This is a genomic window from Pontibacter diazotrophicus (genome assembly GCF_003367245.1).
Taxonomy (GTDB): domain Bacteria; phylum Bacteroidota; class Bacteroidia; order Cytophagales; family Hymenobacteraceae; genus Pontibacter; species Pontibacter diazotrophicus.
This window is the reverse complement of sequence record NZ_QRGR01000007.1, coordinates 34,320-51,188: the sequence shown is the minus strand read 5'-3', so window position 1 is coordinate 51,188 and position 16,869 is coordinate 34,320. Positions and strand designations below refer to the sequence as shown.

The window sequence follows — 16,869 nt, the reverse complement described above, 5'->3', positions numbered from 1 at the left end:
AGTTAATCGTATAAACGTGTATTGTAACAAACTGAAAGGAGGATTATTATGAGATTTATTCCAACCCGTTTTCACGGGATATTAGACTATATTTACGGACCATTACTAATTATATCACCATGGTTATTCGGCTTCAGCGATGTTAGCTACGCTACATGGACGGCTGTGGTAATAGGTATAGCACTTACAGCGCTAACTGTAATGACCGATTACGAGGTAGGTATCATAAAGAAGATACCAATGCAAACCCACCTGATGCTTGACTTCGGTGCTGGTGTTATATTAGCGCTAACACCATGGATGTTTGGGTTTGCTGATGCAGTATACACGCCGCATTTGATTTTCGGTATATTCGCTATTCTGGCTTCACTTACCACACACCGTATACCGAGCGAATCATATAGAAGAGAGCATGCGCAGGAAGAAAGAGCACGTTAATTAGCAAAAAACTCTATTATAGAAGCAGGCTGGCCAAATGGCTGGCCTGTTTTATTTTGCCTGCACCTGTGCAGATAAATAGCTAAATTTGCAGTATGAATTACCTATCAGCAGACAATATATCCAAAAGCTTCAGCGAACGCTGGCTTTTCAAGAACCTGAACTTCGGCATCAGCCAGGGCCAGCGCATCGTTTTAGTGGGTGTGAATGGCTCCGGCAAAACTACTTTATTGAACGTACTGGCTGGTCATCTGCCTCCTGATGAAGGAAGTGTGAGCGTGCGAAAAGAGGTCACTATCGGCTACTTAGGACAGAATCCTGCGTTCGATGAGGAACTGACGGTACACCAGAATATTTTTTCCGGCCAGAACGAGACGCTGGACCTTATTCGGGACTATGAAGCCGCTATGGCAAACCCAGACACCACCGGCGAAAAGATGCAGGAGTTGATGGAGCGCATGGATGAGTTGCAGGCCTGGGACTTTGAAGTAAAGGTAAAGCAGGTACTTTCGAAGCTGGGCATCAACAACCTGGATGCGGTCATCAAAAACCTATCGGGGGGGCAACGCAAGCGTGTGGCCATGGCCCGTGTACTGATAGAGGAACCCGATCTGCTAATTATGGACGAGCCAACCAACCACCTGGACCTCGATACCATTGAGTGGCTCGAAGGAATGCTGTCGACACAGAACACCACACTGCTGATGGTGACCCACGACCGCTATTTCCTGGATAAAGTAGCCAATGAAATTGCGGAACTCGACAACGGCGAAATTTATACCTACAAAGGCAATTACAGCTATTTTATTGAAAAGAAGGCGGAACGCGAGGAGGCTGCCGTAGCCGAGACAGAGAAGGCCCGCAACCTGATGCGCAAAGAACTGGAGTGGATCCGGCGCATGCCGAAGGCACGTGGCACCAAAGCGAAATACAGAGTGGACGCCTTCGAGGAACTAAAGGAAAAGGCAGCAAAGAAAACATCTGGTCCGCAACTGGAGCTATCTGTTAAAACCACGCGGCAGGGCGGCAAAATCATCGAGGTAGAGCACATTTCTAAGTCTTTCGGTGAAAAGAAGATTGTGGACGACTTTACCTATGTATTCAAGAAGAAAGACAGAATAGGCGTTGTTGGCCCGAACGGAGCCGGCAAATCGACATTCCTGAATATGTTGACAGGTAAGCTACAGCCGGATTCCGGATACATAGACCCTGGTCAAACCACTGTTTTCGGTTATTATACGCAGGATGAACTCACGTTCAGGGAAGATCAGCGTGTGATTGATATTGTAAAAGACATTGCTGAGGTTGTGGAAATGGCCAATGGCGAGGTGATTACAGCCAGCCAGTTTCTGCAACACTTCCAGTTTCCTCCGGCACAGCAGTATACCTTTGTAAGCAAACTGAGCGGAGGCGAGAAACGCCGTTTGCAGTTGTTACGCGTACTCATCAAGAACCCGAACTTCCTCATTCTCGATGAGCCGACCAACGACCTGGATATCATCACGCTGAATATTCTGGAAGATTTCCTCCTCAATTTCGGGGGCTGCCTGCTTATTGTGAGCCACGACCGCTACTTTATGGACCGGCTGGTGGAGCACCTCTTTGTTTTTGAAGGCGAAGGCGAGATCCGCAACTTCCCGGGCAACTACACCGACTACCGTGAATGGCAGAAAGAGCAGGAACGGGAAGAGGCCAAACAAGCCGCTGCCGCGCCTGCAGTGGCAACACCGGCAGCAAAAAAAGAAGAGACAGCCAACAACAACAAACGCAAAGCCTCTTATGCAGAGCAAAAGGAGTATGAGCAGCTGGAAAAGGATATTGCGAAGCTGGAGAGCCGAAAAGCTGAACTAACAGAGACCATGACCGCTGGCACCACTACCGACCATGAGCAGCTTACCGCCTGGGCCACCGAGCTGGAGAGTATTAACGATACCTTGGAGGAGAAAGAATTCCGCTGGCTGGAGCTGTCTGAACTGATGTAGTTTAGCAGGCTACATTATTCAGTACTGCATCTAAGAAGGGATAAACACTCTCTGCCCATGCCATTTCATGTACGGATTTAGCAAATAGAGCAGCTGCCACAGCTTTGTCAGAACGAAGGCAACAGTTTGTCTGTTGTCTATAAGAAAGCGCCTGGGCTAAATAGCCCAGGCGCTTTCTTATAGCTGCTTTGCTTAATGCGTCAGCTCGTGACTGATTTGGAAACCGAGCTTGCGTGGCTTCGTCAGCTGCGAGTTTTCAAGTTTCTGCTTCAGCGTGGTGCGTTCAATATCGCTTACGTCCTGCCCCATCAGGTCATTGTTTACGGCTGCAATCATCGCGCTTTCCACTATAGTACGCAGTGCCTTATCGCTGATCCTGTTTTCTTCCATATTCAAAATCTTTTCTTTCGGCAGGTCCAGTTGTCTCACTCCCTCTATACAGAAGTGCTTGTCTATATTAATGAGCATGCGCCCAACAAGGTAACCAGGATCATCTAACCGGTTATACTTGATGGTATCAGCCATAAAATTATAAGCCATAATATGCCCGAAGAACCTGCGACGGAAGTCTTCCTCCACATAGTTACTCCGCATAATTTCATAATCATCCGGGAACGTGATAATGTTGGAATGCATCACGAATACAAGCAGATCACCGGAGAATTTTACTTGAAACTCATGTTCTCCTACATTTTTATATTCAATAAGCACATCGCCATCTAATCTGGTAATCCGCTCTGTCAGCTCCGCAACCAGTTCCTGCGAAATCTCCTTCATGCGGTTGAACGTCTCTTTGGTATTGCGGTAAATAGCCTGCTTTGTCTTGGACTTCTGATGCAGGCCATTTATAATGTCATCTAATTTATCTTCCATAATCCATTATACGGTATTCAATAACGTGTTGATCGCTATAATTTACACCTGAAACAGGTACTTTGTTTAAGTACTCCCCAGAACAGTTGGCAACCAGTAAGTAACACAAGTAAAATAATACCCCTCTCCTTGAAGCCTGCCAACTTCTTACGTTTTCCCTCCGTAACCTGGCGGTGGCGTGATTTCTCTTCGGTCCTGGCCTGCCATTTGAAAGGCCACCTGCCGTATTCCCGGCTTCACCTCCGGATGATGCAACAGCATGTGCTGTGCCTGTGGTAACTCAAATACTTCGGGAATGGTGTTTACAGCGCCTGCCGGCACGTGTTGCTGATGAAGCTTTTGGAGCAAGGGCTCCCGCTCCTGCTCCAATATCAGACTACGCAGCAGTTCGTTTATTTCGTTACGATGCTGCACCCGATTGTAGTTGGTGCTGTACTTCGGGTTATCGGCAATTTCCGGTGCGTCAAGCACCGCACACAGCTTTCTGAACTGCCGGTCGTCGCCGATAGCCAGCACCAGTTGTCTTCCTTCTTTGGTGGTATAGGCACTGCCGTAAGGCACAATGCTGGGGTGCTCTGAGCCCAGGCGCTGCGGGTTGTGCCCAGCTACCAGAAAGCCTGTGGCCTGATTTGCCAGCGCCGACACCGCCGCCTCCAGCAACGACACCTGCACCAACTGCCCCTTTCCGCTTCGCTCACGTTGCAGCAGCGCCACCAGCAGTCCCTCCTTCAGCTGGTGCGCCGTGAGGATGTCCATCAGCGCAACCGGCATTTTAGTGGGTGCTCCGTCAGGTTCCCCATTCAGGTACATGAAGCCACTCTCGGCCTGTACCACGGCATCGTAGCCTGCCCGTTCATCGTCCGGTCCATAACCCGTGATATGGCCGTAGATCACGCGCGGGTTTATGCTGCTAAGTACGCTATAATCTACCTTCAGCTTTTCGGCGTCCCCGGGTTTGTAGCTGGCAATCACAACATCAGCCTGCTCTACAAGCTTATAAAGTTGCCTTAGGTCATCCTGGCACGTCAGGTCCAGTGGCAATGACTGCTTCCCCCAATTGACTGCACAGAAGTAAGCAGGTGTATCTGTGTCGGCAGGTTCACTACTGACTTTCCAGCGGCGTGTTACATCCCCCTGCGTGGCAGCATTCTCTATTTTAATAACTTTGGCCCCCAGCTCCGCAAAGAACTGCCCCACACTTGGCCCTGCCAGCACGCTTGCCAGCTCCAGCACCAGCATATCTTTGAAAATTGGGTTCTGCATGTTTACACTGCTAATGTCTCAGGCATTCGCCCAATGGTATATATTTGTCACTATTCACAAACCTAACAATTTATCTGTTATGTTCCAGACAGACAGGGTGGCCCAATCTAAGGGGCGTTGTTGATAGTGCCAATCTGTGGCTAAGCCGCTTTGATGTTAACTGACAGGGCTCTAAAACTAAAAAGACGGAAACACATAGGTCTCCGTCTTATCATAAATATCATGTCAACAACCTACTCCAGTTCGGCCAGCACCTCATCGCTAAGTTCGAGGTTGTGGTACACTTTCTGCACGTCGTCATCGTCTTCGAGGGCATCCAGTAACTTCAGTATCTGGCGCACCGCCTCGGGGTCGTCTACGGTTACGGTTGTCTGTGGTATTCGCTGCAGTTCGGCACTTTCCAGGTCCAGGTTCAGCTCCTCTATTTTCTTCTGCATCGCCCCAAAATCTTCCATGGCACAGTATACGGTAATATAATCTTCCTCAAACTCTACTTCCTCGGCACCGCCATCTGCCAGTTCCAGCATCAGTTCCTCCTCCTGCACAGGTTGCTCTGGATTTTGTTTTGCTGCAAAAACACCTTTCCTGTCAAACAGAAACTCAACAGAGCCATTTACACCCAGGCTGCCATTCCCTTTGTTAAAGATAGTGCGCAGGTTTTGTACCGTACGGTTAATGTTATCTGTCAGGCATTCTATGAATACAGCCACGCCATTTACAGCATACCCTTCATACGTCACCTCACTGTAATCGCCGTCTGTGCCTTCCCCTTTTGAGATGGCGCGCTCTATATTGTCTTTCGGCATATTGGCAGCCTTGCTCTGCTGTATAGCCAGGCGCAGGCGCGGATTAGCATCAGGGTCAGGACCTCCTTCTTTCACCGATACCGTTATCTCTTTGATCAGTTTCGTGAATATCTTGGAGCGTTTAGCATCCAGAGCGCCTTTCTTGCGCTTTATCTGCGACCATTTATTATGTCCTGCCATGTACTGAGGTATATTTTAGATAAGTGAAACTTACTATTCTCCTTTTCAGGCAACAAGCCTAAGTAAAGCATATTTTCCTTCGGATGCATAAAAAAGAGCAGTCCTGCGCTGTGGCAAGGCTGCTCTTTCAGTGGAGTATAGTAGTATATGTTTATGTATAGGCGCTGCTTATAACATAAACATAAAGATGGCATTGATGATGTTCACGCCTAACAGCAAAAAGAAGTTAGGGGAATCTTGTATAACCTTTTTCATGAATATATAAATTAAGATATATTAAATTAGATGGTATTGCTTTCAAAATACATGAAGTTTTACGCCTGCTCCGAAACAAGGTTGCAGCATCTATAACTTTTTAAATAAATATTATAATATATAAGTATTAATATTATTTAATATTACATAATCCCATCCTGATATAGCAGGCACAGGAGCAGCACTAAAGTTTTAAATATTTTGAAAACTATATATAAATGTTATAGTTTATACAAATATAATACTATGTAACAAATTAAAATATTTTAGATAAAAATTGTTTACGATGTTACTTTAGAGCAACAATTCTTTATTTATGTTATCTTTACCATGCAGACACTCTACATAATACTTGTGTAAGAGTTATTAGATGAAACATAACACACCCATATTTTGAATTTCAGTTCATTTAACCTACACGACGACGTACTAACGGGCATTAATTCTATGGGCTATAATAGCCCCACCCCCGTGCAGGAACAGGCTATTCCACTTATACTTGACCGCAAAGACATGATTGCCTGCGCCCAGACGGGCACCGGCAAGACAGCGGCTTACCTGCTCCCCCTTATCGATCGCATCTCCCATGAGAGCTACGACCATACCAGCACCCTGATTCTGGTGCCAACGCGTGAGCTGGCTAAACAGATAGATGAGCAGGTGGAAGGTTTCGGCTATTTTGCCTCAGTAAGCTCCATTGCCATCTACGGAGGCAACAAAGGAGATGACTGGGATCAGCAGAAGCGTGCCCTCACCACTGGTGCCGATATCATTATTGCCACGCCTGGCCGTTTGCTCTCGCACCTTGCCATGGGCTACGTAAAGCTGGACCAGTTGAACCACCTTGTATTGGATGAGGCAGACAAGATGCTGGACATGGGCTTTATGGACGACCTCCTGAAGATAATTGGCCAGCTGCCAAAGCAGCGCCAGACGCTTCTTTTCTCGGCCACCATGCCCCGTAAAATCCGGGATTTGGCACAGCAGATTCTGAAAGACCCCGCTGAGATAAACCTGGCAGTCGCCAAACCGGCCGAGGGCATCGATCAGCGTATCTACCTGACTTACGATAACCAGAAGCTGCCCCTGCTAGAGCACCTGCTGCGTGAGTTGGAGGTCCAGAGCATGATCATCTTCACCTCCCGAAAGTCAAATGTAAACCAGATTGTGCGCTCGCTGCAGAAGATGGGCTTTACCGCCGAGGGCATCTCGTCAGATATGACGCAGGACGAGCGTGAGAAGGCACTGCAGGGTTTCAAAAACAAGCAGTACCAGATTGTGGTAGCCACTGACATCCTTTCCAGGGGCATCGACATAGACAGCCTGAGCCACGTGGTAAATTTTGACATGCCGCAGGACGCTGAGGATTATGTGCACCGTGTGGGGCGCACAGCCCGCGCCTCCTCTACCGGCATGGCCATTACCTTTGTAAACGAGAAAGACATGTACCGCGTGCAGAAAGTGGAGCGCCTGATTGAGCGGGAAGTGCCCAAGCTGCCACTGCCGGAAGATTTCGGCCCCGGCCCGGCCTATGACCCCGGCAAACGCTATGATGCCGGTAGCCCCCGCCAAAGAGGCGGAAACCGCCCTGGTTCAGGAGGCAGTGATAAAAACCACCGCAGCAAGCACCACAGGGGAGGCAGTAAGCCAGCAGGTCCGCGACAAGACGAAGGCAATAACAGGCCGATAAAGGCTGCGAACCATACGCCTCGCCCTCGCCCCGAAGGAGGAGACAAGGCAGCTGTATCAGGCGAAGGAAGCGGTGACAAGAGGCGAAAAAGCAACAACCGAAACCGGAACCGTAAGGGTGGTGCATCAGGTCAGGGGCCGAAAGAGGAAAACCAGCCTGCATCATAAATAAACAAGTCATAAACAGCCAGAGCCGCTTTGTAAGCGGCTCTGGCTGTTTTGGAGCGATACCGATGGTAATTTTTCTGTAATCAGAACAAACTATCTCCCTTAGCACTGACACAGGTAAAACAACAGCAGAAAATACATGAAGGCCCTTTTATTAATCGATATACAAAATGACTTCTTACCGGGTGGCGCATTGGCTGTGCCCGAAGGCGACGCCATTATCCCTATTGTAAACAAGTTGCAGGAGCAGTTCGACCTGGTAGTGGCGACACAGGACTGGCACCCGGAAAACCACAAAAGCTTTGCCTCTAACCACACCGGCAAAAGTGCTTTTGAGGTGATTGAACTGCAGGGACTGGAACAGGTACTTTGGCCGGACCACTGCCTGCAGGGTACAAACGGCGCCGCATTTTCAGAAGCGGTAGACATGCGCAAAGTGGAAGTGATCTTCCGGAAGGGCATGAGCCCAGAAATTGACTCGTACAGCGGCTTCTATGACAACGGTCATCTCAAGAGTACTGGCCTGACAGACTACCTGCGGAGCAAGGAGGTAACAGAAGTATACCTGGCTGGCCTGGCCGCTGACTATTGTGTGTATTTTACCGCTAAGGACGCTCTACAGGAAGGATTTAAAGCTTTTGTCATAGAAGATGCCACACGTGCCATAAGCCCGGAAGGTTTTGACAAAGCGAAGGCAGATATAGAAAGCAAAGGAGGCAAACTGGTACAGAGCCACACCATCATAAAGTAAAAGTATTTTACAAGCATAAAAGCCGCTCCATATCGAGCGGCTTTTCTTTTCATGCTGCCTTTGAGACGACTTTAATACTTGTACTTCCCCAAGATTTCCTCAGAAGTATTGGTAAGCACTGCCTTCGATAAAAAAAATTTGTTGTTTAAACAAAAAAAGCCCTTAACTATAGTTATAGTTTGAAAAATATTCCTACCTTGTACAGGTAAAGCATTAGCAATGATGACTTTACTTTCCATCAAAGAGCTTTTGGGATAGAGCCAGGCAAGGCTGCCTGATGTGTAAAAGGAAATTTGTGAGGACCTGGAAGTGAGTGTACAGGCATTGCCTGTCCTCAGCTGGATGTTTAGCATGCTCCACTAATTTACCTATACACACATGAAACAAACTCTGCTGCTGGCTTTGTGCCTGCTATTCAGCTCTATTACCTGGGCCCAGAGCCCCGCAACCGGCACCATCAAAGGTGTGGTGGTTGATTCTGCCAATCAGAAACCGCTCAGCTATGTAACCATTATGGTTAGTAAGCCAGACAAAGACGAACCGGTCAAAACTACCTTTACTCAGGATAATGGCCAGTTTGAGATAACAGGCCTGCCGCTGGCTAAGTACAAGCTCATCGTGACCTATGTTGGTTATAAGCCGTTCCTGCTAGAACTTCCTGTATTGGAACCTGGCAGTTCTGTGGCAGACCTGGGTCAAATCATTATTGCCAGCTCCGCCAGGCAATTGCAGGAAGTAGAGGTAACAGCCGAGAAAATGCTCATTACCCAGGACATCGACAAGATCAGTTACAATGTAGAGTTTGACCCGGAGAGCAAGACGCTTACAGCCCTCGATATGCTGCGAAAAGTACCGATGTTGAGCGTCGACTCCGAAGAGAACATTCAGCTTAACGGCAGCGGCAGCTTTAAGGTGCTTGTGAACGGCAAGGCCTCTACCCTCTTTGCCCGCAGCCCCAAAGACGTATTCCGCAGCATGCCGGCCAGCACCATCAAACGCATAGAAGTCATCACAGACCCGCCTGCCAAATATGACGCCGATGGCATTGGAGGCATTATCAATGTCATTACCATCGGCAAGCCCAGTAACGGCTACAATGGCAGCATCTACCTATCGCAGAGCACACCAGACAGCAGAAGCGGCTCCGCCAACGTAACCGCTAAAATGGGCAAGTTCGGCCTTTCTGCGTACGGTGGCACAAATAAATTCACCAGCCCGGGCTATACCTCCTCTTTTGAACGCATCAACCAAAACACCGGTGCAAAGACGGTGCAGTTGGGTTCGGGCCTGAGCGAAAGTTACTATAGCTATGTGTCCGGTGAGCTGAGCTATGAGATTGACACGCTGAACCTGCTTTCCGCAAAGTTCAGCCTTAATGGGAATGACTATGAATCGCAGGGGCTGCAGACAGTGGAGGAACTGAACCGGGCGGGCAACCGGACGCAAGCCTACGAGCGCATTAACCCTTCTTCTGGCCATTGGTACAACTACGAAATAGGCCTCGACTACCAGTACACCTTTAAGCGCAATAAAAACCAGCTCCTTACACTCTCTTACAAGCTTGGGGACAGTCAGGACGGAAGCGAGGCTGACCTGCTGTTTAACCCTATCCTGAACTATTCCGGACCTTCAGAAACCCGCACACTCAATGACGGTCAATCACTAGAACAAACCTACCAGGCCGACTATGTGCACCCGTTTAAGAAGCACACCCTGGAGGTTGGCGCCAAAACCATTTTGCGCGACAACGGCAGCGACTACTATTACCGCAACTATAACGCGGAAACCGATACTTTCGAGGAAGTGCCGGGGCTAAGCAACGAATTCGATTACAGCCAGGATATCTACGCCGCCTACACCTCCGCCAGCCTGCGCTTCGACAAGTGGGGGCTGCGCCTGGGTACGCGCCTGGAGCAGACGGTGGTAGATGCGAATTTTAAATCATCCGGCTCGGTGGCCGAGCAAGATTACCTGAACCTGATCCCGAACATCACCCTTACCCGCACATTGAAGAGCATGGCTACCCTAAAAGCCTCGTATACGCAGCGAATCGAGCGGCCGGGCCTGTACTACCTGAACCCATACGTTAACAGGCTGACTGAAAAGAGCGTCTCCTTTGGTAACCCTAACCTGGAGGCGGCGACAAGCCACGTGCTCAGCCTGTCACACAGCTTTTTTAAGGGGAGCAACTCCATCAACAGCACCCTTACCCACGCCTTTACTAACAATGCCATCCAGAGCTATACCAGCTATAACCCGGCAGATTCAGTAAGTAGCACCACCTTTGGCAACATCGGCAAGAACGGCACCACCACCCTCTCGCTAAGCGGTAATGCCACCCTGTTCCAGAAGCTTAGCATGAACCTGAACGGATCCCTCTCCTACAGCGATCTCAGCGGCAACATAAACGGCATCGATCTTCAGAACAGTGGCATAAGCGGCTATATGTTCAGCAACTTCAGCTATAGGTTTGAGAAGAACTGGCGTGCCAGTGTAAACATGGGCTACTATGCGCCGCGTGTTTTGCTGCAGGGCAGGTCCTCCGGGCAGTTTTGGAACGGTGCTTCTGTGAGCAAAAGCTTCCTGAAGAATGAGAAAGCCAGCATCAACCTCTCGGTGCAGAGTCCGCTTGACAAATACTTCACCTACTACAGCGAGTTAAGCGGACCGGACTTCTTTCAGCGCAACGAGTCCCGCAACGTGCGCCGCCGCATTAGCATCGGTTTCAGCTACAAATTCGGGAAGCTGAAAGAGGATATCAAACGCACCAGACGCGGCATAAGAAACGACGACATGAAGAGCGGTGGTGGAGATAGCACCAGTGGCGGCGGGAATGGAAACTGATATGGAGAAGCTTTAAAAAACTTGCATGCCTCAGTTACTCATATGAGTGGCTGGGGCAACCCTAGGGTAACGTGCCAGTTGCTAAAGAGCAGATGTCACTACTGCTAAACAACTTTGTATCAACTCTTGAGAATATTCAGCATCGGATAAATAATTAAAATTTATACCTGCGTTTACACTTTTATCCTCAAAAAGAACTAAATTCATAAACGTTTGATCTAAAACAGGTTCACTTAATCAGTCTAAATTGTGTAGCTATGAAAAGAACAGGATGGTGCATTGTCATATTTATATTTTTAAGCGGCGGCAGTTTTGTACAGGCCCAGCAGACTGCCACAACTTTCCGGGTTAAAACCGGAGAAAGTCCTGTTAAAGTGATTCCTGTTGAGCTTCAGTACCGCTACCCTTCATTTCAAAAGGGGAAGGTAGTTTACATGAACGGTAACTTCACGTCGGCTACATTCAATTATAATAACTTGCTGGGAGAAGTGCAGTTTATCACTCCCAAAGGAGATACCATGGCCTTGGCTGGTGAACCTTCGCTTGTATCAGTTTTAGTAGGAGAAAGTACCTATCTGCATAACCAGGAAGAGGAATTTCTGGAAGTTGTGGCAGAGTTCAATGCCGTAAAACTGGGAAAGAGACAAAAGCTTGAATTTGCCGGAGCCGACAAGGTAGGAGCTTATGGTCAGGCGTCCGGAGCCTCCTCTATCAGAAATACAAGCACGGTAATAGGCAGCAACAGCCAAAGTTATTCGCTGGAGCAAAAAGGTGATGTGGTTTTTTCAGAGAAGGTAGCCTATTTTCTGATAGACGAAAGAAACCAGTTTCATAGAGTGAACAAACCGAGTATCCTGAAGCTATTCCCTAAACACAGAAAGCAAATAAACGCTTATTTAAAGGAGCATTCTCCTGATCTGAGTGACGAGCAGGATTTGAAGAAATTGCTGCAGTTTTGCAGTACATTGGCTAGTTGAGCCCAAACTCGCCCCCAAATTGTTATACCTTTCCAAGCAGTAAGCATGATAATGTATGATTCATACTTCATACATTATCATGCTTTTCTTAGCCTGAACTAATACTGGCGGACTTTTAAAACTATATCAACTACACCACCTGACCTATCCCAAACAGCAACACGAACAGCAGCGTTGTCAGGGCCATTTGCTTCAGGTAAGGGTCCAGTTCCTGAGAGGTCTGCTTGCGCCAAACATTTATACCGTTCACCAGCACCAGCGACAGGGCAAGCGCGAACAGGAACTGCCAGGGGCTTTCGTAATTCAATAATACGTAAGCAAAAGCACTTGCCACGCCACCCAATAGCAGCATCACGTGATAAATACGGGCTTTCTTTGGCCCTAGCCGCACGGGTATAGAGTTCTTGCCAGCCAGGGTGTCAGACTTAATGTCGCGGATGTTGTTGACGTTGAGCACGGCTGTGGAGAAAAAACCGCAGACCAATGCCGGAAGTATCACCATCGCCTCCAGTTCCTGCGCCTGCAGAAAGTAAGTTCCCAGCACACCCACCAGGCCAAAGAAGATGAATACAAAAATATCGCCCAGGCCGGCGTAGCCATAGGGTTTGTCGCCGGCGGTATAGTTGATGGCAGCCCAGATAGAAGCCAGCCCCAGTACCAGGAACACCAGAAACAGCAGTATGCCCTCTGTTCCGAAAGCCACCCACAGCAAAAGCAGTCCTGATACCAGAGAGAGCAGGCTGAAGACCAACATCCCCTTCTTCATCTGCTCCGCTTTGATATACCCGGCCTGCACCGCCCGCTTCGGCCCCTCACGGTGCACGCTGTCGGCTCCATGTTTAGTGTCGCCGTAGTCGTTGGCGAGGTTCGAGAGTATTTGCAGAAAAAGGGTGGTTAGCACACAGAGGCTGACGATAGTGCCGTTAAACTGATTGTGAGCGGCTGCCATAAATCCTCCCATGCCGATACAGGAAAGCGCCAGCGGAAGGGTACGTGGCCTAAAAGCCGAAATCCAGGCCTTTGCCAGACCTGGATTTGGGGAAGTAGTTTGTTGAGATGTATTGTTCAACTTTTATTAGCAGATAAGTGAGGGCAATTTGATGCCTCGACACATAACGTAATTATTGCTTGATAGCAGTTAGCAGTTGCTCATCCATCGGCTTCACTTTGGATGGGTAAAAGGCTACCACATTACCGTTTTCATCAACCAGGTACTTGCTGAAGTTCCAGGCTGGCTCCTCGTTGTTTGGAGCGTTTTGCTGCAACCAGGTGAAGAGTGGGTGCTTGTCCTCGCCTACCACGGATACTTTCTCGAACATTGGAAAGGTAACGCCATAGTTTTTCTGGCAGAATGACGCAATCTCCTCGTTGCTGCCTGGCTCCTGGCCTCCAAAGTTATTTGCCGGAAAGCCAAGTACCACTACCTCGTTACCATGTGCTTCGTGCAACTGCTGCAGCTCGGCATATTGCGGCGTATAGCCGCATTCAGAGGCAGTGTTCACCAGCAGCACTTTTTTGCCTTTGTAATCAGAGAAATCCACGTTTTTGCCATCCAGTGTCTTCATCTGGAAGCCATAAAAGTCGCTGGTTTGTGCATTCGGGTTTGAGGTTGTTTCTGTTGCCATAGTTTCTGAATCTGAGGTTAAGTTCTGGCTTGCGCTGTTCTGGCAAGCTACTAAAGTACTGAGCAGGCCCATCAGCGCTGCTACCTGTAATATCAAAGTAAAAGTTTTGGTCATGGTATACGACTAAATTATATAAAGTACCTCTTAAGCTGCTCCTTTAACAGAAAAGTCTGCCGCATGTTTCGCAAAACATGCGGCAAATTCAACCCCTAAAACTGGCAGAAACATTTTACATTCTCTCCGGCACTTCAATACCTAACAGGCTCATGCTGTGCCGGATAAAGCGGGCTACCATGGCAGACAGGGCTATACGGAAGTTTCGCGCCTGCTCGTCTGTTTCGTTGAAGATAGACACCTCCTGATAAAAGCGGTTGTATGCCTTTGCCAACTCATATCCATAGTTCGCAATTACGGATGGCGCAAACAGGTTGCCTGCTTCTTTCACCACAGCCGGGTAGTTCACCAATTGCACAATCACCTCCTGCTCCGTCTCGTGCAGATTTTCCACTTTATCAAAAGCAGAAACATCCACGGTTATACCCATTTCGCCTGCCTTGCGAAGTATAGCGGAAATTCGTGCGTGCGAGTACTGAATAAAAGGCCCTGTATTACCACGGAAGTCAATAGATTCCTGCGGGTTGAACAGCATGCGTTTCTTCGGATCTACCTTTAGCAGGAAGTACTTCAGGGCGCCCATCGCCAGGGTATGGTAAAGCTCCTTCGCCTGCTCTTCTGTAAAGCCTTCAATTTTCCCCAGTTCTTCCGTCTGCTGCCGTGCCGTGTCAATCATCTCCTGCACCAGCTCATCCGCATCCACTACCGTACCCTCCCTGGATTTCATTTTGCCGGAAGGAAGGTCTACCATGCCGTAAGACAAGTGGTAAATACCTTCCGCATAAGGCTTGCCGAGTTTCTTCAGCGTAGCCTGCAGCACCTGGAAATGGTAGTTCTGCTCATCGGCCACTACGTACACTGACTGGTCATAGGGGAAATCATTATACTTCAGCTCTGCCGTGCCCAGGTCTTGGGTAATGTATACGGAGGTGCCGTCAGCGCGCAGCAGCAGTTTCTCGTCCAGCCCTTCGCCTGTCAGGTCTACCCACACAGAACCGTCCGGCTTTTTAAAGAAAACCTCTTTCTGCAAGCCTTCCTCTACCCTTTCTTTACCTAGGGTATAGGTCTGGGACTCGTAGTAGAATTTATCGAAATCAACGCCGATGTTGCGGTAAGTCTGGTCGAAGCCAGCGTACACCCAGCTGTTCATCTGCTTCCAGAGGTCAACCACGGCTTCATCGTCCTGCTCCCACTTCAGCAGCATGTCCTGTGCCTCCAGCATGAGCGGGGCCTTTTTCTTGGCTTCCTCTTTGTCCATGCCCTGCGCCACCAGTTCCTCTACCTGCTCTTTATAAGCCTTGTCGAACAGCACATAGTATTTGCCCACCAGGTGGTCGCCTTTTATGCCGCTGCTTTCCGGTGTTTCGCCATTACCAAACTTCTCATAAGCCAGCATCGATTTGCAGATATGGATACCACGGTCGTTTACCAGGTTCACCTTCATCACTTCGTGGCCGTTCGCTTTCAGAATTTCTGCTGTAGCGTAGCCTAGGAAGTTGTTGCGCAGGTGGCCCAGGTGTAAAGGCTTATTTGTGTTGGGTGAGGAATACTCCACCATCACGTTCCGGCCGCTCGGCTCCCCCTGTCCGTAGTTCTCGTCCTGCATCAATCCTCTAAACAGGCGCAGCCACTCCTTCTCTTCTATCTCCAGGTTCAGGAAACCTTTCACTACGTTGAAGTTTTTTACCTCTGTCGTGTTTTCCTTCAGGTACTCTCCCAGCGCCTGGCCTATTTGCTCCGGGCCTTTCCCTACTTGTTTGGTGTATGGGAAGGTAACGAAGGTAAAGGTTCCTGCAAACTCCTTTCGGGTAGGCTGCAGGGCAATTTGTGAGGCATCAACAGAAATAGAAAACAAAGCTTGCAGCGCCTGACTGATGCTTTGGCTAAGGACGTTTTGAAGTTGCATTAATGTATCGTTGTACTTTTTAACTCTCGGTGTAAAATAGCAGTAGTGGCCGTCTCCAGAATTTCGAAGGCATTCTCGGCCATGGTGTTCTCTGTATCCAATGTTGGGTTTATCTCCGTCATTTCATAACACACCACGCGGGAGTCCTGCAGCAGGCTGAAGTTCAGTTCCTGTGCTTCCTCTACCGTTAGGCCAACCTCTACCGGAGTACCGGTGCCTTTAGAGAACTTGGAGTCGAGGCTGTCAACGTCGAACGACACGTAAAGAATGTCGCAGTCGCGCAGGCGCTCAAGCGTTTCTTCGGCCACCTTTTGAGCTCCTTTCTGAGCAAACTCTTTATATGTAAAGTTCTTGATGCCATGCTTCTCCATCAGGTAGTCCTCCGGCTCCTCCGTGTCGCGCACTACAATGTAGACCAGGTGCTCGGGCTTTAGTTTTGGTCCCTCATAGCCTAGTTTCTTAAGCGAGTTCCAGAAGAAAACTGTCTCCGGTGCAGGGTCGTTTATCTGGCGATCCAGGTTATCGATGTTCAGGGCCATGGCCAGCGGCATACCGTGCACGTTGCCAGATGGAGAGGTGTACGGCGAATGGATGTCAGCGTGTGCATCAATCCAGATAACGCCCAGCGTTTTATCCGGGTAAGCGGCCTTTACGCCGGCTATCGTGCCGTGTGCATTGGAGTGGTCTCCGGCCAGCACCAGCGGGAACATGCCCATGCCGATGGTTTGCTCTACGGCATTCACGATGTTCTTCTGCACCGTCAGGATACTGTCGATACGGTGCGCATTAGGGAAAACATCCTTGTCAAAAAGGGTGTAGTTGAGGTCGGGTACGCTGACAGAGTTGAAACGCTTGAAATAATCAGACCCCTTGTCCAGGCACGCCACCTTCAAGGCCTCAATGCCCATACTCGCCCCCCTTGTTCCGGCACCCAGCTCCGATCTTACTTCTATCAGTTTAATTTTCTTCATATTTTTACGTTAGCTCTTCTCTGGCAC

General features: G+C 48.9%; 13 protein-coding genes. 6 read left to right on the top strand and 7 right to left on the bottom strand.

Going from position 1 to position 16,869, the window contains the following annotated elements; translation table 11 throughout:
• Positions 1-48 precede the first annotated feature (48 nt).
• Together DXT99_RS28080 and DXT99_RS06880 are read left to right on the top strand one after the other, a co-directional pair.
• Positions 49-438, top strand: coding sequence for an SPW repeat protein (locus DXT99_RS28080; RefSeq protein ID WP_115564804.1), 390 nt, complete (start codon positions 49-51; stop codon positions 436-438).
• A 95-nt stretch (positions 439-533) separates the two neighbouring features.
• Positions 534-2,420 carry an ABC-F family ATP-binding cassette domain-containing protein gene (locus DXT99_RS06880; protein ID WP_115564803.1) on the top strand — a complete coding sequence of 629 codons (1,887 nt, stop codon included), beginning with the start codon at positions 534-536 and terminating at the stop codon, positions 2,418-2,420.
• 192 nt (positions 2,421-2,612) lie between these two features.
• Here the strand turns inward: DXT99_RS06880 and DXT99_RS06875 are convergent, their stop codons facing one another.
• The 3 genes from DXT99_RS06875 to DXT99_RS06865 all read right to left on the bottom strand — a co-directional run bounded on the left by DXT99_RS06875 (position 2,613) and on the right by DXT99_RS06865 (position 5,542).
• Positions 2,613-3,293, bottom strand: a complete 681-nt coding sequence (locus DXT99_RS06875; protein ID WP_115564802.1) for a hypothetical protein — start codon at positions 3,291-3,293, stop codon at positions 2,613-2,615.
• 147 nt (positions 3,294-3,440) lie between these two features.
• Positions 3,441-4,556: a CaiB/BaiF CoA transferase family protein gene (locus DXT99_RS06870; protein ID WP_115564801.1), complete on the bottom strand. Its 1,116-nt coding sequence runs from the start codon at positions 4,554-4,556 to the stop codon at positions 3,441-3,443.
• A gap of 233 nt (positions 4,557-4,789) precedes the next feature.
• Positions 4,790-5,542: a YebC/PmpR family DNA-binding transcriptional regulator gene (locus tag DXT99_RS06865; protein WP_115564800.1), complete on the bottom strand. Its 753-nt coding sequence runs from the start codon at positions 5,540-5,542 to the stop codon at positions 4,790-4,792.
• Between the two features lie 648 nt (positions 5,543-6,190).
• On the opposite strand from DXT99_RS06865, the gene DXT99_RS06860 reads away from it, so the two are divergent.
• The 4 genes from DXT99_RS06860 to DXT99_RS06845 all read left to right on the top strand — a co-directional run bounded on the left by DXT99_RS06860 (position 6,191) and on the right by DXT99_RS06845 (position 12,226).
• On the top strand, positions 6,191-7,654 hold the full coding sequence (locus tag DXT99_RS06860; RefSeq protein WP_394851321.1) for a DEAD/DEAH box helicase: 1,464 nt from the start codon (positions 6,191-6,193) through the stop codon (positions 7,652-7,654).
• A gap of 139 nt (positions 7,655-7,793) precedes the next feature.
• Complete coding sequence (gene pncA, locus DXT99_RS06855; protein ID WP_115564798.1) at positions 7,794-8,405, top strand: bifunctional nicotinamidase/pyrazinamidase; 612 nt, start codon at positions 7,794-7,796, stop codon at positions 8,403-8,405.
• 378 nt (positions 8,406-8,783) lie between these two features.
• Positions 8,784-11,249: an outer membrane beta-barrel protein gene (locus tag DXT99_RS06850; protein ID WP_115564797.1), complete on the top strand. Its 2,466-nt coding sequence runs from the start codon at positions 8,784-8,786 to the stop codon at positions 11,247-11,249.
• 257 nt (positions 11,250-11,506) lie between these two features.
• Entirely contained in the window at positions 11,507-12,226 is a 720-nt protein-coding gene (locus DXT99_RS06845) for a hypothetical protein (RefSeq protein ID WP_115564796.1), read from the top strand.
• 130 nt (positions 12,227-12,356) lie between these two features.
• Here the strand turns inward: DXT99_RS06845 and DXT99_RS06840 are convergent, their stop codons facing one another.
• From DXT99_RS06840 to rocF, 4 genes are all read right to left on the bottom strand, one after another.
• Complete coding sequence (locus tag DXT99_RS06840; protein ID WP_246000509.1) at positions 12,357-13,295, bottom strand: 1,4-dihydroxy-2-naphthoate polyprenyltransferase; 939 nt, start codon at positions 13,293-13,295, stop codon at positions 12,357-12,359.
• A 52-nt stretch (positions 13,296-13,347) separates the two neighbouring features.
• Entirely contained in the window at positions 13,348-13,965 is a 618-nt protein-coding gene (locus DXT99_RS06835) for a glutathione peroxidase (protein ID WP_181885054.1), read from the bottom strand.
• Positions 13,966-14,080: 115 nt separating this feature from the next.
• The gene (gene argS, locus DXT99_RS06830; RefSeq protein ID WP_115564795.1) at positions 14,081-15,871 is read right to left on the bottom strand and encodes an arginine--tRNA ligase; all 1,791 of its coding nucleotides are present in this window, start codon (positions 15,869-15,871) and stop codon (positions 14,081-14,083) included.
• Positions 15,871-16,842, bottom strand: a complete 972-nt coding sequence (gene rocF, locus DXT99_RS06825) for an arginase (RefSeq protein ID WP_115564794.1) — start codon at positions 16,840-16,842, stop codon at positions 15,871-15,873. The genes argS and rocF overlap by 1 nt, the downstream gene beginning before the upstream one ends.
• Positions 16,843-16,869: the final 27 nt, after the last annotated feature.